The organism is Microbispora sp. NPDC049633 (genome assembly GCF_040675265.1).
Classification (GTDB): domain Bacteria; phylum Actinomycetota; class Actinomycetes; order Streptosporangiales; family Streptosporangiaceae; genus Microbispora; species Microbispora maris.
In genome coordinates, this window is record NZ_JBFAOO010000089.1 from 1 (window position 1) to 22,298 (window position 22,298).

Below are 22,298 nucleotides of genomic sequence, written 5' to 3' on the forward strand. Positions count from 1 at the left end.
CGTCGATGCCGCTGCCGGGCTCGTCGTCGGCCAGCGCGGGACCGGCCAGGCCGGCGCCGGCGAGGGAGAGGCCGAGCACCGACGCGGCGAGTATCTGAGTAGTCCGGGTGATTCTCATGTGATCGCTCCGTGAATGGGGGGCGGGGCCGGCTGGTCGGCCGGCCCCGGGTTGTGCTGCGTCGTGTCTGACGCTCCCGATGCGGTCAGCGGCAGCCGGCCGCGGTGTAGGCCGCGTCGTAGGACGAGGTGACCTGCTTGCCGCCGACCGTCCCGGTGCCGGTGACCGTGACCTTGCCGGCGTCGATCTGCCCGGCCCGGGTGTTGAAGGACTGGTAGGCCTGCTTGCCCGGAGCCACGTCGGCCGCCGTCTTGGTGCCGTACGGGGTGGTCAGCTCGATCGTGGCCGGTGCGTCGGAGTCGTTGACCGCCGTCACCGCGACGTACGCCGAGGTGCCGATGCAGCGGGACGAGGCCGACACGGTCAGCGGGAGCACCGGAGCCTTCTCGACCGTGATGGTCTCCGTGTTGTAGTTCTTGCCGTTGCCGTCCGGCTTGTAGTTCTTCTCGACGTTGCCCGCGAGGTCCATGGCGAACCAGTGCACCTCGGTGGTCTTGTCGATCGAGATCTTCGCCGCGCCCTCACGCATGCCCGAAGAGGTCAGCTTGGGCGAGCTGAGCGTCGGCCGGCTGCCGTCGAGGGTGTAGTAGACGTTCGCCGGCTCGTTCACCGTGAAGGTGAACGTCGCCGAGCCGTCGGCCCTGTCGGTCACCACGAGCTTCGACTCGGGCTTCTGCTTGTCCTTCTGGTACATCTGAGCGACCTCGAGGATGCCGATCTGGCCGTTGGAGAACTCCATCGCCTCCTCGTGGCCCTCCTCGAACGGAGGCTGGAAGCCGACCGCGGTGTACCTCTTGGTCGCCGGGTCGTAGACGTCGGCGCCGACCTCGAAGTCCCAGCCGATGATGCCCTTGTTGTACCAGAACTCGTCGGCGCTGTTACCCGCCGCCGAGTAGAGCACGTCGATCACCGGGCCGGTGCGCCCCGGCCAGATCGCCGTGCCGCGCCAGCCCTGGACGGCGGACAGGATGTGGGTGGAGGCGTTCCAGAAGTACTCCTCCGTGCCCAGGTCCGGGCGCGGCAGCGTCTCCCGTCCGGCGGTCTTGTACGCCCCCGGGGGCCACATGAAGTAGCCGCCGTAGGAGTGGGTGTTCATCGCGAACTTGATGTTCGGGAACTTCTCCGTGAGCCACACCTCGTTGCGCGTCTCCGGCTCCGACAGCTCCGCGGGCCCGGCGTAGGTGTCGCTGGTGCAGGTGGTCGAGCCGCCGGTGTATCCGTCGTAGACGCTGCCCACCGAGAAGTTGCGGTTGAGGTCGACGCCCCAGGAGTTGCGCCGCCCCGGGTCCGATCCGTCGGCAGCGCAGTGGTTGACCATGTTCCTGCGCTGCATGTTGAAGTCGTACATCGAGTAGTGGGCGCCGTCGGGGTTGATCGTCGGCACGATGAAGATGTCGAGGTTGTTCACCAGTTTCTTGGTGTCCGCGTCGAGCGCGTAGTTGCGCAGCAGCCGCTCGGCGGTCTCCACACAGGTGAGCGGGGTCACCCACTCGCGGGCGTGCTCCTGGCAGTAGAGGAACACCCCGGTCTTCGAGCCGTCCCGGCTCTTGCCGATGCGCAGCGCCTTCATCTGGAACGGCTGACGCGAGACGGTCGCCGGCGCCTTCAGGTTGTCGGTCAGCTTCGTCGCCGGAGCCGCGGCCACCACACCGGAGCCGTCGCCGGTCCGGTAGAGGCTGGCGGTCAGCAGCGCCGACGCCGCCGAGTCGCCGTTGACGGCGTTCACGACCTGGGCGGCCGTGCTGGTGACCGCGCCGGAGGCGTCCGTGCCCAGGTTGACCACGACGTCCTTGCCGTTGACGGCGACGGAAAGCGGGGCCGATGCGGTCCCGGGGTTCGCCAGCGCGACGCTGACGTCGTTGCCGCCCTCGCTGCCGTACGCCTTGGACGTGACGTAGAACGTGCTCGCCAGCGCGTTCCCCGAGCCCGTGCCGAACTGCGCCTGCGCCTGGCGGCGGTAGCCGTTCGTCTTGTACGGGAGATCGACGATTTCCGAGATCTTCGGGAACTGCTTGGACAGCCACGTGATCCGGCTGGTGACCTCGGTGGGGTCCATGTAGTGGTCGATGAAGTCCCGCACGTAGTGCTTGTTCGGCGCCTTGCGCGGCGCGCCCAGCCACTTGGTCACCGGCACGGTGACCGAGCCGCCCCGGTTGCTGGTGATCGTGACCTGGGTGGGGGCCTCGGTGATCGGCAGCGGCGAGTTGAACCGGTGGTACATGTACTGCCCCGCGTCGGTGAAGCGGGACATCGTCGTCGAGCCGCCGGAGTCGGGGGCCGTGCCGGGGCCACTGTCCCAGGTGGCGGTGAGCACCGTCTGGGCGTCGGTCGCGCTCGTCTTCACCTCCACCGACAGGAAACGCTGGTTGTCGAGGCTGGTGAACCACTCGGCGCGCAGCGGGGTCAGCGTGTCGGTCGCCGCCGCGTCGGCCGCCGCGGCGGCGAGGGCCTGCCGGCGTTCGGCCAGGTTCGCGGCGTAGTCGCTCTGGTCGGAGATGGAGTCGCGGACGTCGAAGCCCTGGTCGCGCAGGCTCCGCGCCTCTTCGGGGCTGAGCACGGCGTGCACCTCGATGCCGCCGTCGACGGGCTTGCTGTATTCGGCCAGGTCGACACCCAGGGCGACCAGCCTGTCCACGCCCGACTGGTCGGCGACGACGACGCGCATCAGCGCGACGCCGTTCTGCGCGGTGCTGGAGGCGCGGTCGGGCGGGACCGGATCGGGAGAGGGATCGGCGAGCGCCGGGAGGGCGTTCAGGGTGATCGCCAGGGGGAGTGCGAGCGCGGCGACGTAGCGACGCGCCCTCCGGGGAGAGCTACTCATCGAGTTCCTCCGTCTGGCGTGCCTTCCGGGGAGGGGGGTCAGCCCGGAGTGATCACGCGAGGTCGAGGGAAGTCTTTGCCACCGCGCAAACGGCGTCAAGGCGCATGAACACCCCAAATCCGGGATTTTTCCGTAATGAGATGAGTTAGTGCTCGATTGGGTATTTAGCGCCTCTTGCCTTATGGGACGGCATGAGTAGCGGTCTGGAACGCTCCATCCGTCACCGCATCAGCGCGAGGCGTACGGCCTCGGCGACGGGCACGTCTCCGCCGATGAGTTCGAGGACGCGGTGCCGTGTCCGCGGCGCGTCGAGCAGCGCGGCGATCACGGCGGCGACGTCGTCACGGGGCACCGCGCCGGGAGGCAGCGGCGGGTCGGCCAGCGTCACCAGGCCGCTCCCCGGCTCGTCGGTGAGCCGCCCCGGCCGCAGGATCGTCCAGTCGAGCGTCCGGGCGCGCAGATCCTCCTCCGCCGCCGTCTTCGCCGTGATGTAGGCCGCCCATACCTCGTCGCGTCCAGGGGCGGGCGGCGCTCCCGCGCCCATGGTGGAGATCTGGATGAAGCGGGACACCCCGGCTCGTTCCGCCGCTTCGGCGAGCAGCACCGAGGCGCCCTGGTCCACCGTGAGTTTGCGCGCCGCGCCGCTACCGGGTCCCGCCCCCGCGGCGAAGACCACCGCGCCCGCGCCGAGGAGCGTCTCGGCCACCTCCTCGGGCGCGGCCCGCTCCAGGTCGCACACCACCGCCTCGGCGCCGGTCGCTGCCACGTCCGCGACCTGGTCCGGATTGCGGATCAGCCCCACCGGGGCGTCGCCCCGCCCGCTCAGCAGACGTGCCAGCCGAAGGGCGATCTTTCCGTGTCCGCCCGCGATCACCACCCGCATGCGATCACCTCCGCGCCGATCCTGCCACGGCCTGCCCCGGCGACCGGGGCAGGCCGCGCCGTCGCTTTCCCGCCTTCGCTGGTCAATGGTTACTTGTTGTGATAGTCATCTCACTACATGTAATCAGCAAAGTGTCTGTGGAGATGCCATGCTCATAGGCGTACTGACCGTCGCGGCGGCCGTCGGACTGGTGGCCGTGGCGGCCCTTCTGTTCCGGGCGACGGGCCGGGGCACCGACGATCGCGATCCCGGCGGCGCGTCCGCCGGGCATGCAGGGTCGATGCTCTCCTCGTTGTTCCTGCTCGTGTTCGCCATCGCGATCGTGGTTCCGTGGACCTCGGCCGACTCGGCGCGGCAGAACACCTACTCGGAGACCCAGGCCCTCGTGGAGGCCTACTGGGCCGCCGCTCCGTTACCCGCCCCCGACTCCGCCCAGGTGCGAGAGGGGCTGCGGGAGTACGCGCGGTACGTCGTCGAGGGCGAGTGGCCGCAGATGGCGGCCGGACGCCTCGGCACCGAGGGGACGGCGCGCCTGGAGGCGCTGCGCGCCCGCGTGACCGAACTGCCGGTCACGACCGACGAGGCGCGCGACGCCAGGGACGCCGTGCTGGAGCGGATGACGGACATGTTCGCCGCCCGCAGGCAGCGCGCCGCCGACGCCGGCACCGAGCCGCCCCCCGGCGTCATGCTGCTGACGGTCCTCACGGGCGTCCTCGTCATCGTCTTCCCGTTCCTGGCCGGAGCCCGGCCCCGGGGGCTCACGCTCGTGCCGGTGACGGCGATGGCGGTCCTGCTCGGCGTCGGCGTCTACCTCGCCTGGAACATCTCCCACCCGTTCAGCGGTGGCCTGGCGGTCAAGCCCGACGCGTTCGTGAGCGCCCTGCACGAGTTCCAGCGGATCCCCGAGGGCCGCTGACATGGGCAGGACGGCGAGCCCGCGCGCGGCCGTCGCGGTCGTCTCCGCCTGCGCCGCGCTGACCTGCGCCACGCTGACGGCCGCGACTCCCACGCCGGTGCGGGCCGAGCGGCAGGGGGCGGGCACGTCGGGCAGCGCGTCGGGCAGCACGTCGGGCAGCGCGGTCACCCGGATGGCGGGACCGGAACGGCCGGAAGCCAGGGGGATCGTGCGGGCAGCCGCGGGTGTGTCCCTCAGGGCGGACGATCCGGACGGACCCGGCCTGCGCGTCGGGGTCTGCCTCGACGTGGACGTGATCGTCGGCCTGCACGCCGAAGTCGGCATCGGAGGGCCGGGCTGCACCCCGCCGACGCCCGTGCCGCCGCCCGCGCCTGTTCCGGAACCGCCGCCCCCGCCCGCCCCGGAGGCGCCGAAGCCGGCTCCCGAGAAGCCGGCACCGGCGCCGCGGCACTCCCCGCATCGGGTGGCGGCCGCGCCCCGGCCCCCCGCGGCGGTGCCGTCCCCCCGCCCTCGCGCGACGCCGCGGCCCACCCCGTCGCCGTCGAGCTCGCCGGCTGCCCGCGTGCCGGCGGCCATGCGCGCGGTCGCTCCCGTACGGCACCGCAACCCTCTGGGGACTCTCACGGTCGTCGTGGTCCTGTCGGTGGCGATCGCCGCCGCCGGTGCCGCCGCCTTCCGCCGGTAGGAAACGGGTGGCGGCGCCTCACCGGTTCGCCCGGGCCACGACCTCCTCGCTCGTCAGAGGGCTGCTCGGGTGGTGGCTCAGGCACAGCGGCGTACGGACCTTCGTGAAGGACCCGCCTTCGAACGCCGCGTAGAACTGGCCGGACCGCAGCCGCGACACGTCGAGGACGTCGCCGCCCTTGGCCCTGGCCAGCTCCCGCGCCGCCGTGATCTGGGCCGGCGCGTTGAGCAGGCCGAAGAACTGGGTGGCGGCGTTGCCCGTGATCCGGTTGTGCAGGCCCTTCGGCGCCTGGGTGGCGAACACCAGGCCGAGGCCGTACTTGCGGGCCTGGGCGGCGAGGGCGAGCGTGCTCTGCGTGCACACGGTCGCCGTCCCCGACGGGGCGAACGTCTGGGCCTCGTCCATCACGAACAGCCCGCCGAGCGGGCGGTCTCCGGCGGGATGCCGTTTGATCCAGGAGAACAGCGCCATCTGCAGCTGGTTGACGAAGCCCTGCCGCTGCGCGTCGGAGGCCATGCCGGTGAGGCTGATCACCGACACGCGGGCCCGCTTCCCCTCCGGCGGCGTCAGCAGGACGCCGGGATCGACGGGCGTCCCGGTCCCCGCGAACAGGGGATCGCTGATCGTCTCCGCCCTCAGATGCTGGGCCATCTCGGTCGCGAGCCTGGCCGCGCCTTCGAGACTGCTCACGCCGTCCGGCAGGTCGTCGAGCAGAGCGATCAGGCCGCCCAGCCCCGTGCCGCCGCGCCGTCCGTAGTGGGCGACGGCCTCGCGGAGCACGGCCCGGCCGAGGTGCGCCTTGGCCGCCCTCGTCTCCAGCTTCGCCCGGGGCACCAGCGCCGCGACCGCGGCGTCCACCGCCTCGCCGAACTCGTCCGCGTCGTCGGCGACGCTCGCGAAGTCGGGCAGCGGCTGGAAGCTCAGCGGGCGTCCCGACTCCTTGCGCGGCGTCCAGATCACCACGTCGGTGTTCGTCAGGTAGTCGTCGGCCTTGGCCGCGTCGCCCTCGCCCCACTCCGCCGGCGGCTCCGGCCACCGGTCGCCGAGCCGCGCGAGGTCGTTGTTCGCGTCGAGGACGATCGCCGAGACCCCCTGAAGGGCACACTCCTCCACGAGACGGCGGATCAGCACCGTCTTGCCGGAGCCCGAGCCGGCGAAGATCGCCGTGTGCTTGCGCAGGGTCTCCAGCGGGATCCGTACCGGCCGGTTGTCCGAGGTCGCCGCCCCGATCGTCAGGTACGGAGCCGTCGTGGCCCCGTCCGCCCGCGACGGCGTGTACGGGCGGGGCTCGACCACCACCTCCACCATCGGCATCTCCGCGAAGGGCACATCAACCGGCGTCGCCGCGGCCGGTACCTCCGCGGGCGGCGCCTCGACCGGCGATGCCTCGACCGGCGATGCCTCGACCGGCGATGCCTCGACCGGCGATGCCTCGACCGGCGATGCCTCGACCGGCGATGCCTCGGAGAAGGGCAGAGGCGGCCAGACCTGCAGATCGGGCCCGGCCGTGCCGACACCCGGGCCGCCGGGTAACCCGGCGCTCGTGCCGGCCGGCTCCGGCGTCCCTCCAGAGGGCGGTGACGGCGTGGTGTCCGCGGCCGGAGACAGCGCATCGTCAAGAGCCGGAGACGGCGCGGGGACGGGGCCATGTGACGGTGCGGTGCCGGAGACGGGGGACGGCGCGCCGGTCGCCGGCCGTGACGTCAGCCGTGGCACGGCATCCCATTGGAGCAACTGCCGATCGGGATTGGCGATACGCCGGGTGCGGCCCAGAGATCGGGGCGCCCGCGAGGATTTCTCGCTTTCGGCACCGGACACGCGCGGAACGGCCGCGTCGCTGAGTGCCTCGGCGAACAGCTTCACCTCGCTCGTCGGCCTACGGGAGACGAGCCACGCCTGGAGCTCCGGCGGGTTCTCGGCCAGCAGGTCACGGAGCGCCGCGAAGATCCGAAGGTCGTCCTCCTCGATCTGGAGCACACGGCCGCCCGCCTGCTCGAAGGCCGTGAGCGCCTCCTGCGTCACCGGTCCCTTCGCCCAGCTCTGGTTCCTGAGCACGAACAGTCTGCGCGCGGGTATCCGCTCGTCGAGACCGGCCGCCGTGGACGCGGCCTTCAGCCGGTTCAGCGCGGCGATGTGATGGGACGCCGAGATGGCGCGGAAGCACCAGTGGGCCTCGTTCTCCGTCGCCTCGTCCAGTGTTCTGCGCAGCCGGGCGTGCAGGGGCGGCTTCGTGCTCGGCGGCGGGTCCTGGGCGAACAGGCGTCCGTCCTCGCCCTGCTCGGTGATCCAGGCGGACAATCCGGCCGACAGCAGGCGCGGCATCACGGCGTCCTCCGTGATCGGGTCCAGCGCCTCCGCCACGTCCGCCCGCTTCCGCAACTCCGCGAACCGCCTGTCCAGCTCGCCGAAGTCGAGTCTCGGTTGCGGCTGCTGTTCTATGGGAACGACCTTGCTCGAATCGGACCCGGTCAGCCGTTCCAGCTCCCGGACCTGCCCGCTCGCCAGGCACGACCGCACGTGCTTGTCGATGCGGATGAGCAACTGACGAGGCGTGTACTCAGGCGCCTCCTCGAACGCCTCCGGCTTCACCGGCCACGTCGGATACGGCGGCGTGAACCCCACCGCGCCGTACTGCGCACGGAACCGCTTCTCGACCAGCTCGACGGCCGTTCTCGCATCAGGGATGGTGTCGAGCGGCGTGGTCTCCCTGAAGCGGTCCTGGACGGTGTCGACGGCCTTTGTCTCGATCAAAGTCCAGGTCGCGGGTAGGCAGGAGAGCACGGTCAGCGTGCGGCGGGTCACCTCACGCAGGGCCATCAGCCCGCCCGCGATCTGGTCGAGCATCAGTGCTTCCTGCCAGGAATCCCTGGTGTCCCCTGTCATGGAGATGGACGACTGAGCGAGCAGGACGTCCATCTGGTCCACGGCGATGACGGAAGGCCCGGTGAGCGCCACCAGACGGGACAGGTCCCGGACGATCTCTTGCGCTGACTTCGCGATCGTGGTGAAACCCCAGCCGGCCCGTTCGCCCGGCTCTCCTTCCGCTGCGCACGAGAGGTAGGCGTCTCCGACGTCCTGCGCGGACAGGTCGCTGGACGCGCGCAGGACGAGCGCCCTCGCCACATCTTGGGCGTCGCCACCGACGTGCCGGTCGTATCGGCGAAGAGCACGCACCAACACGTCCAGGTCCTGCCGGGAGAGAGGGGCCTCGCCGATCACGGACTCGCGAGCGTCTTCCGGCACCTCGGCCAGCAGGCAGAGCCGCCAGAGAAGCTCCTTGAGCTGGGTGCCCGATCCCGGTATCGGCCGGGAAAGGCTGTCCAACATGGAGAGCAGCACGCTCTCCCAGAAGCTCCTGGCGTCGAGCAGGCTCACCAGGAAGAAGTAGCCGTCCTCCTCGTGCACCTTCTGCCTGACCCAGCCGAGGAGGTGCGTCTTCCCCGCGCCGCGCTGCCCTTGGAGCACGATGCCGATGGGGCTCGCGTCGTCGCTCTCCTCGGCCTCGATGAACCCGTCGAGGATGTTTTGCGCGGAGGCCCGGTGCAGAGTCCCGACGTGGAACGGCAGCGGTCGCCACACGTCGTCCGCGACCTTCGCGTAGTTGAACCTGAGCGCCGCCAGAGCGTCGCGTTCCTTACCGGTCATCATGCTCCGATCAGAATGCGGTGCTTGGGCTGGTCCCCGATGACGACTGCGGCGTCCCGATCCTCCTGGGACAGGCTCTTCTGGCTTTCCCACGGCACGAGACGCACGTCGGGCCGGCGAATCATCTGGCGGAGGGTGGCGTCGACCTCGTCCCGGGAAACGTCGCCCAGCAGCGGGCGCAACCGGGTCAGGCTCACCCAGGCGTTCGCCTTGTCGGCGAGCTGCGCGTACGCCTTACGGATCAGCGTCTCGATGTCGTCGGACGGGCGCGCGGGCACGTTCGCGGCGTAAGTGTGCGCGACCGGTTCTGCCGCTTGGGCGACGGACGGTTCAGCGAGCGGCGCCTCGCTGACCGCCGGGACGAGGTCCTCCTCCCGGCCGAAGATCTCGGCGAGCGGGGCGCCGCTCCTCTCCAGGTGTCGCTGGAGGCCGGAGACCATGGCCCGGACGACCGCTTCGAGCACCCGTGCGGCGAGACGGCTGGACCTGGGGATGCCGTCACGGAACATCGCGGCCGCCCTGGCCCAGCCGTCGTCGCTCAGCGCGTAGGTGAACGCCTGGCCTTTCTTCCCGACCTCGATCAGCTTGAGCCGCTGCAGGTGCTCGCGTTCCTTTTTGTCGATCTTGCAGCCGAACTGCTCATCAAGCTCGGGGTTGGTGAACTCGCGGGCCTCGGCCATGAGCAGCAGGAGGATGGCGGTCTCGCGCTGGGATAGCGACGTGTCAGGCATGGGGTGACCCTTCGAACGTTCCACGGCGGCACTCGTGGAGGAAGCGTTCCAACTCGGCGAGCACGGTGCCGAGACGTTCCAGCACCTGCTCGTTGGTGAAGCGGCGGACGGCGTAGCCGTCCCGGCGCAGGCGCAGGTCGCGCTGCCCGTCCGCGGCGAGGCGGCTCGGGCTGAGATGCTCGGGGCCGTCGATCTCGACCACGCACCGTTCGGCACGCCAGATCAGGTCGACGCGGATCGGGTTGCTGAGCGGTCCGGAGGCGTGGAGCTGGTTCCACTCGCGGCCCGCCGCCCAGGCGCACGGCGACAGCGCCGCCTCCAGCCGCCGCTCGGCGGCGCTGCCCGGGTGCGGCGACCCGGCGAGAGGCGGGAAGGTGAGCGCCGGCGGCGGAAACTCCTCGCCGCCGGGCTCGACCTCGCGGACGAGCGCCGCCACCCCTTCGGGGATCGGAGCCGTCACGGTCTCGATCCGGTCGACCGAACGCAGTGGAGGCCCGATGAGCCAGACGCCGAACCCGCCGTGGTGGGCCAGCCATTCGCACGCCGCGACCAGCACCTCCTCCGCGGACGGAGCGAGATCGGGCGGCATCCGTACGAGGATCGCGACCTCGGCCCGCCGGTAGCCCGAGCACAGCACCCGGGCCAGCCCCACGGCGCGGATCTCGGGCGGGAACGCCCCGGCGCGGCCTGCCGTGCCGTTGCCGGCCGTGACCCCCCTCGCCCGCTCGTGCAGGGCCCGCTCGGCGAGGTGGGCGAGGAAGGGCGCGAAGTGCCGGGTGGCGGAGCCCGCGCGCAGGGCGTGGGCACGGACGGCCGGAACCGCCGCCCCGCCGGTTCCGGTGATGCCGTCCGCCTCGGGCAGCCAGGCGGGGAACATCGCCAGCGCGGCGGACTCCAGCTCCCTCAGCACGTCGGCGACCACAGCCACGGGGGTCCCCGCCGGGCGGGGGACGTATGTCACCAGCGCGGGCGCGTCATCGGGCAGTGGGTCGATCGCCAGGGCGACGGCGTCCGGGTCGCCGTGCAGGTGCATGTCCTGCCCTGCGTGCAGATGTACGACCCGGCCCGTGGGAAGCTCCCGCCACGAGCGCGCCACGCCGTCCCCGCCCTGTCGTTGAAGATCCGACAATCTTGACCCGGCAGAGGGTATCGGGCAGTGACAGGACCGTCCACAGAATCGGGAATTTCCGGTTCTGTCTCCTGTGTCCTCGGCCCACACCGCGTGTCCGCGGCTCGGCGGATGGCGGGAGCGGCGGTCCCGAGGCTCGCGTCAGGCGGAACGAGCCGCACGGCCCCCCGGACCGGGCGGCGAAGGTCGTGACGCGGCCCGCGCCCTCGGTCGGACGGCACGGGCCCCGTCGTCGTGGCTACGGCCGATCGCCGATCTTCTCGACCCAGCCGGAGGATTCGTACACGGTCTTCTCGCCTCTGCGAGCGCCGACGCGGACGCTTCGCCCGACGCGCTCAGCCTTCCTGTCCGGGCCGTTGTACTCCTCCGCCAGCAGGCGCGCGCCCGACTCGTCGATGATCAGCCGGATGGCGCCGTCGGCGGACACCACCGCGGCGCCGGAGCGGCCGACCGGGTCGGTGACACCTCGCTCCAGCCTCAGGCCCGGCTCGTCGGCGAGGATCCGCAGCATCGCGGCCCGGGTGGCCGGAGTGGTCGGGCCGGACAGCAGCAACCTCGCCATCCGGAACGTGAACTCCGCTGAGGGCTCGCCCCGCCGATGGGCCTCCAGCCAGCGGCGCAGGCCTTCGACCTCGCGGGGCAGCCGCCGGAAGTCGTCCTGGGACAGGCTCTCGCCGCCGATGTCGGTCAGCAGCGTGATCCGGAAGTCGCGCGTGCGGGGCGTGGGCGTCGCCTTCGCGGTGGCCCCGCCCATGACGACCTCGGCGTCCAGGCCGCTCGTGGTCCGTCCCCGGCCGGTCTCGCCGTCGTACCAGCTCTCGGTGGAGGAGATGCGCACCGTGCCCGGCGGCTGCGGCTCGTAGAGCCGCTCGCGGCTGTACCAGTATCGGCCCGTCTCCACGTCCGCGCGGGCGGCGTTTTCGGCTCCCGCCAGGAGGAACGACCGCGCGTCGAGGGTCACGACCGCCCGGTTCGCCGGGGCGGACGCGACGCCGCCGCCTGCCGGTTCGCCCACGCCGCCGGGCGTCGTGGCACCGGGCATGAGGGCCGGGACCGCCAGTGCGGCGGACACCGCTGCCGCCGCGCCCGCGAGCACCAGCCGGGTCCGTACGGATGCGGGGCGGAGGGAGGGAGGGCCGGCGAGGATCCGCGCGAGGTCGGCCTCGCGGCGGCGGTGGTAGGCCTCGTCGAGCAGGTCGTCGGGCCGCAGGGCACGGATCAGTTCGTCGGTGTTCATCGCAGCTGCTCCTGGAGGACCGTCTGAGGGGCGTTGAGTATGTCCGCCAGACGCCGGCGGGCACGGTGGAGACGGACGGCGAACGTGCGCGCCGAGCATCCGACGACCTTCGCGGCCTCGGCCGGGCCGAGGCCGTACCAGCTCGCGAGGATCAGGGCCTCCGCGTCGGCGCCGGAGAGCCGGGCGAGAGCGTCGATCGCCGTCTGCCGCTCGCTGACCTGGTCGGCCACGTCCCCCTCCGGGGCAGAAGCGGTGAGCCGCAGCCGCCGCATGTCCAGGTGGCGTTGCTTGCGCAGCAGGTTGCGGGCGACGGCGAGGAGCCACGGCAGAGGGTGCTCCGGCACCTGCGCGAGCCGGCGCCAGGCGATCAGGAACGTCTCGCTCGCGATGTCCTCGGCCGACTGCCGTTCGGCGCGGAGCAGCGCGTAGCCGAGCACGTTCCGGTAATGCCGGTCGTACAGCTCGGTGAAGCGTTCTTCGGGGTCGTCCATACCCAGTAGTCCCGGTTCGAGGTCCCCGATTACAGGGGCCGCGCGAAATCTCGCGAACTACGCCGTCTCGGATCTGATCAGGCGGAGGAACGCCTTGATGCCCGACAGGACCTCCTGGTTGTCGGTGAGGCGGCTGAGGGAGTCCTCGAACGTCCTGCCCATGGCGTCGAGCCGGCGGTCGAGAGCGTCCCCCCGGGCCGTGGCCGTGTGGAACCCGGCGCGCGTCTCCGCCGTGAGGGAGTCGAGGCGCTCGGCCAGCTCGGCGGTCCGGGCCTCGGACTCCTCGGCCCGCGTCTCCAGTGCTTCGACGCGTGCGGCCAGCGTGACGACGTCCTCGCGGGGATAACGGACCTCTTCCAACATCGTGGTCATCCGGCTGCGCAGGTGGGAGAACCAGGCTCCGGCCGGCCGGAAGAACGTGCCGAGCAGGTAGAAGACGGCGAAGTAGTAGCCGACGGTCTCGCCGGAGAAGTAGGTGATCAGTGCGAGCAGGGCGGCCGACACCAGGTGGGCGGCGACGGCGGCCCGCCGCATGCGCACCGCGATGCGGCGGGCCTCCGCCTCGCGTTCCGGTGAGACCGCAACGCCGCGCTCGCGGCTGACGTGTATCTCGTGGATCAGGGAGTGGGCCTGGAAGTACAGGTTCCACGGCACCGTCAGGAGCACGATCAGCCAGAGCAGGCACAGCGCCCCGAAGCCCAGCGAGACGACCACCGGCAGTGGCACGTCCACCACATAGACGAGGACGATCCCCGCGATCGTGGTGACGATCGTGAGAAAGACGATCCCGCTTCTGCTCACGGTCATCCTTTCCGTCGGCGTAGTGACACGTCAGTGTCGCCGCCGGATCGGGGCGCGGGCATGAGTGCAATCACCCGGATCGGGGTGAGTACGACCGCTCAACGGACAAGGGGGTGGCCCGGGACGCGGACCACCCCCCACCGGTCAGTCGAAGATGGGGGCCCCGTCGCGGACGAGCTTCCAGTTCGGCTCGGCGAACGTCGCCGGGTCGATCGTGCCGGTCGCGGCGGCGTACTCGATCAGCGCCTGGCGGATCTCCACCTGGGCGTTGTAGACCACCGGAGCGGTCGAGACGTGCGGGAAGCCGCCGCCGCCCGACTGGCGGTAGTTGTTGATGGCGACGACGAACTGCTGGTCGGGGGTGACCGGCGTGCCCTGGTAGGACAGGCCGGAGATGCGCTGGCCGACCGGCTTGGAGATGTCGATGTCGTACGTGACACCGGAGAGCTGATCGTAGTTGTAGTCGGGTGTGCCGCCGGCGTTGGTGAGCGTGGCGAGGTCGATCGGCGTGCCCGGGGCGACCTGGGCGAAGTACTTCGCCGAATACTCCAGGAAGTCCTTGATCTGGGCGCCGGTCAGCTTGATGCCGAGCAGCGTGTTGTCGTAGACGTACAGTCCGGCCATGTCGCGGACGCTGACCGGCCCGGCCGGGAAGACGGCGGTGCGGCTGAACGGCGCGGCGATCGACAGCACCGGCAGCGAGGCGTCGGCGGTGCCGGCGATGGCCTTGCTCACCAGGTCGGTCTGGACCTTCTGGATGTAGTCGAGGATCGGCGTGTCCTTGTACGGGGACTCGGCCGCCGACAGCTCCTGGGTGGACTGCGCGATGACCTTGTTGACGTAGCCGACGGTCTTGTCGTGCTGCGTCTTCATGAGTGCGACGATCTTCGGGTCGTCGGCCACGGTGTTGGTGTTGAGCGTGGTGGACGACTTGCCGGTGACCGCCCACTTGCCGCGCTGCTTGTCGAGCGTGAAGTCGACGACGCTGAGGCGCTGGCCCCACCTGCTCGGCTCGGTCAGCAGCACCTGCTGCCCGGTGACCTTGTTGGTGACGAAGCGCTGCGGCACGTCGTTGTGGGCGTGGCCGAACAGGACGGCGTCGATGCCGGGCACCTGCTCGGCGACCATGGCGGCGGCGTTCTCCACCGGCAGGTCCGAGCCGTACGACGACAGGCCGTTGTCTCCCGCGTGGGCGGTGACCAGGACCACGTCGGCGCCGAGTCCGCGGATCACGGGCACCCACTTCTTGGCGGTCTCGACGAGGTCGAGGAACTTCAGCTTGCCGTCGACGTTCGCCTTGTCCCAGATCGCGACACCGGGATTGGTGAGGCCGAGGACGCCCACCTTGATCGGCTTTTCGCCCTTCACCTTCATCGTCTTGAGGACGAACGGCTGGTAGGCCGGCAGGCCGGTCTTGGCCGAGACGGCGTTCGCGCCGAGGACCGGCGCCTTCATCTGCTTGACCCACGCGCCCAGCAGCGGCAGGCCGTAGTTGAACTCGTGGTTGCCGAGCGTCACCGCGTCGTACCCGATGGCGTTCATGGCCTTCGCCATGGGGTGGATCTCGCCGGTCGAGGTGATCGGCTCGATCTTCGCGTAGTAGTAGTCCAGCGGCGTGCCCTGAAGGGTGTCACCGGAGTCGAACAGCAGGGTGTGGCCGGCGCCGCGGTCGGCCCGGATCCGCGACACCATCGTCGAGATCTTCGCCAGGCCCACGTCGTTGTGCGCGCTGTCGTCGTACTCCGCGTTCTTGTAGTAGTCCCAGTTGAGCGCGTTTCCGTGGATGTCGGAGCTGGCCATGATGGTGATCTTGACCGGGTGGCTCGGGGCCGCTGTGGCGGGCGTGCCGGGCAGGAGGAGACCGAGGGCCACGACGCCGGCGCCCGCGGTCAACCTGATCGCTGAACTCATGGTGGCTGACGATAGTGAGGCGTAGTTACCGAGTGGTCACGAAGTCCTTAACCGGACATGTCGCTACAAGGTGACACGCTTGTCACTCACCGTCTGCCGCGCGCTGGGTAGGACGAATGGGATGGCGGACAAACTCGAGACCTACCGGGCCAAGCGCGACGTGACGCGCACCAGCGAGCCGATCCCCGCCGAAGGGCCGCTCCCGCGGGGCGAGGACGACACGTTCGTCATCCAGGAGCACCATGCCCGGTCCCTGCACTGGGACCTGCGCCTGGAGCGGGGCGGAGTGCTGGTCTCCTGGGCGATCCCCAAGGGTCTGCCGCCCGACCCCGCGACCAACCACCTCGCCGTCCACACCGAGGACCACCCCATGGAGTACGCCCGGTTCGAGGGCGAGATCCCCAAGGGCGAGTACGGCGGCGGCACGATGACCATCTGGGACCGCGGGCACTACGCGACCGAGAAGTGGAGCGACCGCGAGGTCAAGATCGTGCTGAGCGGCTCCCGGGTCGCGGGCCGCTACGTGCTGTTCCGGACCCGCGGCCGCAACTGGATGATCCACCGGATGGACCCGCCCAGCGGGCGGTGGCAGCCCCCGCCCGCCCCGCTCGCGCCGATGACGCCGGTGACACGCGCCCGCGCGCCGCGCGATCCCGGGGCGTACGCCTGGGAGTTCTGGTGGGGCGGCGCGCGGGCGCTCGCGTACGTGGAGGGCGGCAGGCTCACCCTGCGCGACGCGCGCGGTGCGGACGTCACGGGGGAGCACCGCTGGCTGCGCCCGATGGCCGAGTCGTTCGGCAGCAGGGCCGCCGTCCTCGACGGCGAGGTCGTCACGTTCGCGGGCACCCCCGTCTACGTCGCCTACGACCTGCTCTACGACGACGGCCGGTCGCTGCTGAACGAGCCGTTCGGACGCCGCCGCGCGGGCCTGGAGACCCTCGAGGTGAACGGGCCGCGCTGGCAGACGGCGCCGTCGTGGCCCGGAGAGGTCCACGCCGTACGGCGGGCGGCGGACGAGCAGGGCCTGCCCGGCGTGGTGGGCAAGCGCCTCGACTCGGCGTACGCGCCGGGAGAGGAGTCCCCCGCCTGGGTGCGGCTGCCGACAAAGGCCGCAGGGTAGGGCCGCACGGTAAGGCCGCACGGAAGGCCGCGGGGTGAGGCCGCAGGGTAAGGCGGGTGGCGGGGGGTAGGGAGGACGAGGGGAGGTGTCGACATGTCCGAAAAGCACCACCCGGTCACCGGCGAGCACAAGTACGAGCAGGAGATCGGCGCCCCGGACGAACACGAGGAACGCCCGGGCCGCAGCCTGATCACGACCGACCACGACGTCATCAAAGAGTGGGCCGAGGAGCGGGGCGCCAAACCCGCCACCGTCCCCGGCACCGAGCACGAGGGCCGTCCGGGGGTCCTACGCTTCGACTTCCCGGGCTACGGCGGCGGCGACCTGAAGGAGATCTCCTGGGACGAGTGGTTCACGACGTTCGAGGAACGCAAGCTCAACTTCATCTACCAGGAGCACCGCAAGGACGGCAGCCCGAGCAACTTCTTCCGGCTGGAGAACCCCGAGCGCGAGGACGCCTGAATCCCTTCAGGTCGTCCCGCCGTCCCGCGCCGCCGTGCTCGCCGACCGAAGCAGACCGAGCTCGGCGGCGTAGTCCTCCAGCTTGGCCCGCAGCTGCCGGCGTCCCCGGTGCAGCCTCGACATGACCGTGCCGATGGGCACGTCCATGATCTGCGCGATCTCCTTGTAGGCGAATCCCTCCACGTCGGCGAGGTAGACCGCCATCCGGAAGTCCTCGGGCAGCTCCTGCAGCGCCTGCTTCACCCGGGAGTCGGGCAGCCCGTCCAGGGCCTCCACCTCGGCGGACTTGAGCCCCGTCGAGGTGTGCGAGGCCGCCTCGGCGAGCTGCCAGTCCTCCACGTCCTCGGTCGCGGCCCGCTGCGGCTGCCGCTGCTGCCTGCGGTAGGTGTTGATGTAGGTGTTGGTCAGGATGCGGTACAGCCAGGCCCGCAGGTTCGTGCCCTCGCGAAACTGGTGGAAGTTGCTGAAGGCCCGCATGAACACGTCCTGCACCAGGTCTTCGGCGTCGGTGGGGTTGCGGGCGAGCCGTAGGGCGCCGGCGTAGATCTGGTCGATGTATGGCAGCGCGTCCCGTTCGAACCGCAGCCGCCGTCGCTCGACCGCCGTGTCGTCGACGATCGTCATACCCCCACCTCCTTGAGAGCCTGCCTCCATCAGTTACGACCGCTTTGTCCGGTCCGGCCGCACGGTTCGCCTACCCCTGGTCTCCCTTTCAACACGGTTCGCGGGCTTGTTTTCGGCTACCGCGGCCCTCCCCGCGACATGACCGAATGTCCGCGCCACCGGGGGGTAGGCCGACTTGGATGGGCGCGGCCCGAGGAGGAAGCCATGCCGAACGACAACGCGAGGCCGGAAGACCTGATCCCGGAGCGGCTGCCACCGCTGGCGCAGTCACCCGACGCCGAGCCCGGGGCCGAGCCCGGAGGAGGGTCCGGAGACTGGCACGCCGCGGGCGCCGACTCGCCCGACGACGTCGAGGAACCCGCCGACGACTGACCCCGGCGGGCGTTCAGGCGGCGTCGCGGCGGCCGGCCGGCGGGGGCGCGCCACCGGGGGCGGGACTTCCGGGAGCGGGGCTTCCGGGAGCGGGACCTCTGGGAGCGGGGCCTCCGGGAGACGGCGGGGCGAGGTCGGCGCCGCGCGGCGTCCGGTACGGCTCGCGTGCCCGCAGATCCACCGTCTGGATGGTCCGGCTGATGTCGGTCGGGGTGACCAGGCCGACGAGGCGGCCGTCGTCGCCGAGCACCACGGCCCGGCCGTCCGTGCTGCCGCTCATCCGCTGCAGCAACTCGGTGAGCTGGTCGCCGGGGTGCGCGGCGGGCACGTCCGCCGGTGGGCAGGCGATGTCCCGCAGCCTGGTGGTCGCCCGGTCGTCCGGTGGCACGCGCCGGACGCGCCCCAGCGTCACCAGCCCCGTGAACCGGCCCTCGTCGTCCACCAGCGGATAGGTGGACAGGTGGTGGCGAAGCACGAGCCGGTCGATCAGGCCGGCCACCGTCTCGTCCGGATGGGCGACGACGGGGTCGCGCGACATGACCTCGCCCACCGTGATCCCGTGGAGGGCCGCGTCGATCTGCGTCTGCTGCTCCTCCGCGGTCGCCGCGTTCACCAGGAACAACCCGATCAGGGCCAGCCAGAAGCCCTGGAGGCCGAGGCCGGAGACGAGGTTGAGGAAGCCCAGCGCGATCAGCGCGTACCCGAAGACGCGGCCGGCCCGGGCGGCGGCGACGGCGGCCCGCATACGGTCGCCCCAGCGGGCCCACAGGAAGGCGCGCAGCACCCGGCCGCCGTCCAGCGGCGCGGCGGGCACCAGGTTGAACACGGCCAGCAGCACGTTCACCGCGGCCAGGTAGCCGAACATCCCGCTGACCAGCGGTGGCGCCCCGACGGCGGACACCGCCCAGGACAGGAGGGCGAAGACACCGGCGAGCACGACGCTGGTCAGCGGCCCCACTCCGGCGATCTTGAGGTCGGCGCCGGGGGACCGGGGCTCCCCGCGCAGTTCGGCGACCCCGCCGAGCAGCCAGAGCGTGATCCCCGACACCTCGACGCCGTGCCGTCTGGCCACGAACGCGTGGGCCAGCTCGTGCGCGAGCAACGAGGCCAGGAAGAGCAGTGCCGACACCAGCGCGGCCAGCACGTACGCCGCGACCGGCAGGCCGGGGAAGGCGATGGGGAAGCGGCCGAAGGCCAGCCCGACCACCAGGATCACGACGATCACGAGGACGCTGATGTTGAGCCCGACCGGGACCCCGCCCACGCGGCCGAGACTGATCGACGATCGCATCCTGCCACCCCCTCGGGCCCTCCGCAGTGACTGGCCTACCCACAAAGGCGCAGGTCACGCGGCAGCCGCGGACTCCGCAGGCAGGTCCACGGCCGCCACCGGAACCGCCGTGAGGAAACCACGTAACCGTGTGAAACCGGAACCCGCCCGTGGTGCTCCGACGACGTAATCGTGGGCAGGGCCTGACCGGCCGCTGGCTAAGGTTGTTGCCCTGCGTTACATACCGACCGTCGAAGGACTGTCGCCATGTCCGATACATGGGCTGTGAAACGCCGGCTGACCGACGCGCTCAACGAACACGACCTGGAGGGCGTGCTCGAGACCTTCAGTCCGGACGCCGTCCTCGTCTCGCCCTTCGGTGTGGCGGAGGGACATGAGCAGATCGCGTGGATGTACGAGCAGGTCTTCAAGAGCTTTCCCGATTTCCAGCTGATCGTGTGGTACGAGGCCGTCAGCTGCGACGCGCCCTTGATGGTGGAGTGGACGGCCACGGGCACGCACCTCGGGCCTGTCCTGCTGCCGAACGGGCGCGAACTGGAGGGGACAGGTCGTCCGGTCACCTTCCGCGGCACCTGCGCGTCCTTCGTGGAGGACGGCAAAATCAAGACCCACCGGGAGTACTTCGACCAATTGGAGCTGTACGCCCAGCTCGGTCTGTGCCTCACGGAGGCCCCGGGCTGAGGCTTCGGATGGGGCTCCGGATGGGCTTCGGGCGTGCTCGGCGCGGCGGCCGCGGACCTCGCGGGACAGGTCCACGACCGCCGCCGGGTGATCACGGGGGCAGACGGATCAGCGCAGGTAGACCTTGGGCTGGGCCGGGGTGGCCATGCCGTTGCCGATGAAGAAACTCGGGTGGGGCGGCTGGTTGTAGGCGGTGTTCTGCCAGGCCAGGGCGACCCGGTACTGCGGGTCGTGCAGCAGGGTGTGGATCTTGGTGGTGGTGACGGTGGGGGTGGAGTAGATCCGCAGGGCCCGGTTGTCGGTGGTGGGCCAGACGACCTCTTCGCGCCAGTCGCCGAGGATGTCCCCCGACAGGGACGGGGTGGACTTGGTGCCGTTGTTGGAGTGGACGCCACTGGCGGTCAGCAGTCTCGTGTCGCCGCCGGTGCCGTACTTGTCGAGGTGGGTGCCGTCGAGCAGTTCGCGGACCGGGTCGGCGTCCCACCAGGCGAGGAAGTTCATGGAGGACGGCTTGCGGCCCAGGGTGGCGCCGCTGGGGCTGCGCAGGGAGCCGTCCCGGGCCGACCAGGACTCGGCGCCGGGGCTGCCCGCCCAGATGTCGGCCGACACGCCGCGGCCGTTGTCGCCGCCGGAGGCGGTGGACCACAGCACCTGGCCGGTGCGGGCGTCGGCGAACCAGGAGCCGGGCTTGGAGGAGTCCTCGTCGACCTTGAACACCTCCAGCCCCGCGCGCGACGGGTCGAGGTCGCCGACGTGCATGGCGTCGCCGTGGCCGTTGCGGGTGTTCCACAGCGGCGAGCCGTTGTCGTTGATCGCCATGGAACCGAAGACGATCTCGTCTTTGCCGTCGGCGTCGACGTCGGCGATAGACAGGTTGTGGTTGCCCTGGCCGGCGTAGGCGGTGTTGGAGTTGGAGTCGAACGTCCACCGCTTGGTCAGCGAGCCGTTGCGGAAGTCCCACGCCGCGATGACCGTACGGGTGTAGTAGCCGCGCGACATGATCAGCGAGGGGCGGGCGCCGTCGAGGTAGGCGGTGGCGGCGAGGAAGCGGTCCACGCGGTTGCCGTAGTTGTCACCCCAGGAGGAGACCGTCCCGCGCGGCGGGTCGTAGTTGACCGTGGACATCGCGGCGCCGGTCTGGCCGTTGAACATCGTCAGGTACTCGGGACCGGACAGGACGTAGCCGTCGGAGTTGCGGTAGTCGGCGGAGGCGTTCCCGATGACCTTTCCGGTGCCGTCGACGGTGCCGTCGGCGGTCTTCATCGCCACCTCGGCCCTGCCGTCGCCGTCGTAGTCGTACACCTGGAACTGCGTGTAGTGGGCGCCGGCGCGGATGTTGCGGCCCAGGTTGATCCGCCACAACCGGGTGCCGTCCAGCCGGATGCCGTCGACGTACACCGGGTCGGTGACCCCGGCCTGGGAGTTGTCCTTGGCGTTGGACGGGTCCCACTTGAGCACCAGGTCCAGCCGGCCGTCGCCGTCCAGGTCGCCCACGGACGCGTCGTTGGCGCTGTAGGAACTGCCCGGCGGGCTGATCGGCACGTCCAGGTAGCCGTTGGCGAAGCGCAGCGAGGTCTCCGAGGCCGCTCCCTCGGTGCCGCCGTTGACCGGGCGCACCGTGTAGGAGGCGTCGGCCGCCGCGCCGGAGTCCAGGTAGTTGGTGGAGTTGGTGACGGTGGCGATGCGGGTGCCGCCCCGGTAGACGTTGAAGGAGGTGTCGCGGGACTCGGTGCCGAGCAGTCGCCAGGACACCAGGTTGCCGCTGCCGGACCGCACGCTGATCAAACCCCGGTTCAGGTCTTCGGCCTGCTTGGCCCCGCCCGGCACGGGGGAAGGGCTGCTGCTCGGGCTCGCCGAAGGGCTGGGTGAGGTGCTGGCGGACGGACTCGGGCTCGCCGGCCGGCTCGGGCTGGGCGAGGGCGAGGAGTGGGTGGTGCCGTCGCACACCGTTCCGTTGAGGGAGAAGGACGCGGGGACCGGGTTGGAGCCGTTCCAGGAGCCGTTGAACCCGAAGGCGGCGCTGCCTCCCGAGCCGATGGCGGCGTTGTAGCCGGCGTCGGCGACGGTGACGTTCGCGCCGCTTTGGCTGACGGTGCCGTTCCACAGCTGGTCGATCTGCTGGCCGGCGCCGAAGGCCCAGGTCAGCCGCCAGCCGTTGACGGCGTCACCCAGGTTGTCGATCGTCACGCTGGCGCCGAAGCCGCCCTGCCACTGGTTGGTGATCTCGTAGCTCACCCGGCAGGCCACCGCGGCGGAGGCGGGAGTCTGCGCGGCGACCGCGCCGGTGATGGCCACGCAAACGGTGGCGGCGGCCGCCGCCAGCCGGGCAGGGGGTGGGATTAGACGTTTCATCGATCGTCCAATCTGGTGGGGGGTTTGG

At 71.0% G+C, this 22,298-nt stretch carries 18 protein-coding genes; 6 read left to right on the plus strand and 12 right to left on the minus strand.

Annotated elements, in window-relative coordinates:
- Positions 1-203: 203 nt before the first annotated feature.
- Positions 204-2,939 (minus strand): M14 family metallopeptidase, encoded by a 2,736-nt coding sequence (locus tag AB0J39_RS22500; RefSeq protein ID WP_363467861.1) that lies wholly within the window; start codon positions 2,937-2,939, stop codon positions 204-206.
- Between the two features lie 220 nt (positions 2,940-3,159).
- Positions 3,160-3,822 (minus strand): SDR family oxidoreductase, encoded by a 663-nt coding sequence (locus tag AB0J39_RS22505; protein ID WP_363467864.1) that lies wholly within the window; start codon positions 3,820-3,822, stop codon positions 3,160-3,162.
- Between the two features lie 148 nt (positions 3,823-3,970).
- Between AB0J39_RS22505 and AB0J39_RS22510 the strand changes: the two genes are divergently transcribed.
- Together AB0J39_RS22510 and AB0J39_RS22515 are read left to right on the plus strand one after the other, a co-directional pair.
- Positions 3,971-4,738, plus strand: a complete 768-nt coding sequence (locus tag AB0J39_RS22510) for a hypothetical protein (RefSeq protein ID WP_363467866.1) — start codon at positions 3,971-3,973, stop codon at positions 4,736-4,738.
- 1 nt (position 4,739) lies between these two features.
- Positions 4,740-5,423, plus strand: coding sequence for a hypothetical protein (locus AB0J39_RS22515; RefSeq protein ID WP_363467869.1), 684 nt, complete (start codon positions 4,740-4,742; stop codon positions 5,421-5,423).
- 18 nt (positions 5,424-5,441) lie between these two features.
- Here AB0J39_RS22515 and AB0J39_RS22520 read toward each other — a convergent pair whose 3' ends face one another.
- From AB0J39_RS22520 to AB0J39_RS22550, 7 genes are all read right to left on the minus strand, one after another.
- Positions 5,442-9,071 (minus strand): DUF87 domain-containing protein, encoded by a 3,630-nt coding sequence (locus AB0J39_RS22520; RefSeq protein WP_363467871.1) that lies wholly within the window; start codon positions 9,069-9,071, stop codon positions 5,442-5,444.
- Positions 9,068-9,799 carry a hypothetical protein gene (locus tag AB0J39_RS22525; RefSeq protein ID WP_363467873.1) on the minus strand — a complete coding sequence of 244 codons (732 nt, stop codon included), beginning with the start codon at positions 9,797-9,799 and terminating at the stop codon, positions 9,068-9,070. Before AB0J39_RS22525 ends, AB0J39_RS22520 begins: the two co-directional genes overlap by 4 nt.
- The gene (locus AB0J39_RS22530; RefSeq protein WP_363467875.1) at positions 9,792-10,895 is read right to left on the minus strand and encodes a DUF559 domain-containing protein; all 1,104 of its coding nucleotides are present in this window, start codon (positions 10,893-10,895) and stop codon (positions 9,792-9,794) included. The genes AB0J39_RS22525 and AB0J39_RS22530 overlap by 8 nt, the downstream gene beginning before the upstream one ends.
- A gap of 271 nt (positions 10,896-11,166) precedes the next feature.
- Positions 11,167-12,165 (minus strand): CU044_5270 family protein, encoded by a 999-nt coding sequence (locus AB0J39_RS22535; RefSeq protein WP_363467877.1) that lies wholly within the window; start codon positions 12,163-12,165, stop codon positions 11,167-11,169.
- Positions 12,162-12,656 carry a sigma-70 family RNA polymerase sigma factor gene (locus AB0J39_RS22540; protein WP_363467880.1) on the minus strand — a complete coding sequence of 165 codons (495 nt, stop codon included), beginning with the start codon at positions 12,654-12,656 and terminating at the stop codon, positions 12,162-12,164. Before AB0J39_RS22540 ends, AB0J39_RS22535 begins: the two co-directional genes overlap by 4 nt.
- Positions 12,657-12,713: 57 nt before the next feature.
- Positions 12,714-13,457, minus strand: a complete 744-nt coding sequence (locus AB0J39_RS22545) for a hypothetical protein (protein ID WP_363467882.1) — start codon at positions 13,455-13,457, stop codon at positions 12,714-12,716.
- Between the two features lie 144 nt (positions 13,458-13,601).
- Positions 13,602-15,368, minus strand: a complete 1,767-nt coding sequence (locus tag AB0J39_RS22550; protein ID WP_363467884.1) for a 5'-nucleotidase C-terminal domain-containing protein — start codon at positions 15,366-15,368, stop codon at positions 13,602-13,604.
- A gap of 121 nt (positions 15,369-15,489) precedes the next feature.
- On the opposite strand from AB0J39_RS22550, the gene AB0J39_RS22555 reads away from it, so the two are divergent.
- On the plus strand, positions 15,490-16,488 hold the full coding sequence (locus AB0J39_RS22555) for a DNA polymerase ligase N-terminal domain-containing protein (RefSeq protein WP_363467887.1): 999 nt from the start codon (positions 15,490-15,492) through the stop codon (positions 16,486-16,488).
- 93 nt (positions 16,489-16,581) lie between these two features.
- A complete protein-coding gene (locus AB0J39_RS22560) occupies positions 16,582-16,950 on the plus strand; it encodes a hypothetical protein (RefSeq protein WP_363467890.1) in 369 nt (122 codons plus the stop codon).
- Positions 16,951-16,956: 6 nt separating this feature from the next.
- Here AB0J39_RS22560 and AB0J39_RS22565 read toward each other — a convergent pair whose 3' ends face one another.
- Entirely contained in the window at positions 16,957-17,574 is a 618-nt protein-coding gene (locus AB0J39_RS22565; RefSeq protein ID WP_363467893.1) for a sigma-70 family RNA polymerase sigma factor, read from the minus strand.
- Between the two features lie 204 nt (positions 17,575-17,778).
- On the opposite strand from AB0J39_RS22565, the gene AB0J39_RS22570 reads away from it, so the two are divergent.
- Positions 17,779-17,946, plus strand: coding sequence for a hypothetical protein (locus AB0J39_RS22570; protein WP_363467895.1), 168 nt, complete (start codon positions 17,779-17,781; stop codon positions 17,944-17,946).
- A 13-nt stretch (positions 17,947-17,959) separates the two neighbouring features.
- Here AB0J39_RS22570 and AB0J39_RS22575 read toward each other — a convergent pair whose 3' ends face one another.
- Positions 17,960-19,237 carry a site-2 protease family protein gene (locus tag AB0J39_RS22575; RefSeq protein ID WP_363467898.1) on the minus strand — a complete coding sequence of 426 codons (1,278 nt, stop codon included), beginning with the start codon at positions 19,235-19,237 and terminating at the stop codon, positions 17,960-17,962.
- Positions 19,238-19,483: 246 nt separating this feature from the next.
- Between AB0J39_RS22575 and AB0J39_RS22580 the strand changes: the two genes are divergently transcribed.
- Positions 19,484-19,918, plus strand: coding sequence for an ester cyclase (locus AB0J39_RS22580; RefSeq protein ID WP_363467900.1), 435 nt, complete (start codon positions 19,484-19,486; stop codon positions 19,916-19,918).
- 108 nt (positions 19,919-20,026) lie between these two features.
- Here AB0J39_RS22580 and AB0J39_RS22585 read toward each other — a convergent pair whose 3' ends face one another.
- Positions 20,027-22,270, minus strand: a complete 2,244-nt coding sequence (locus AB0J39_RS22585) for a cellulose binding domain-containing protein (RefSeq protein WP_363467902.1) — start codon at positions 22,268-22,270, stop codon at positions 20,027-20,029.
- Between the last annotated feature and the right edge of the window lie 28 nt (positions 22,271-22,298).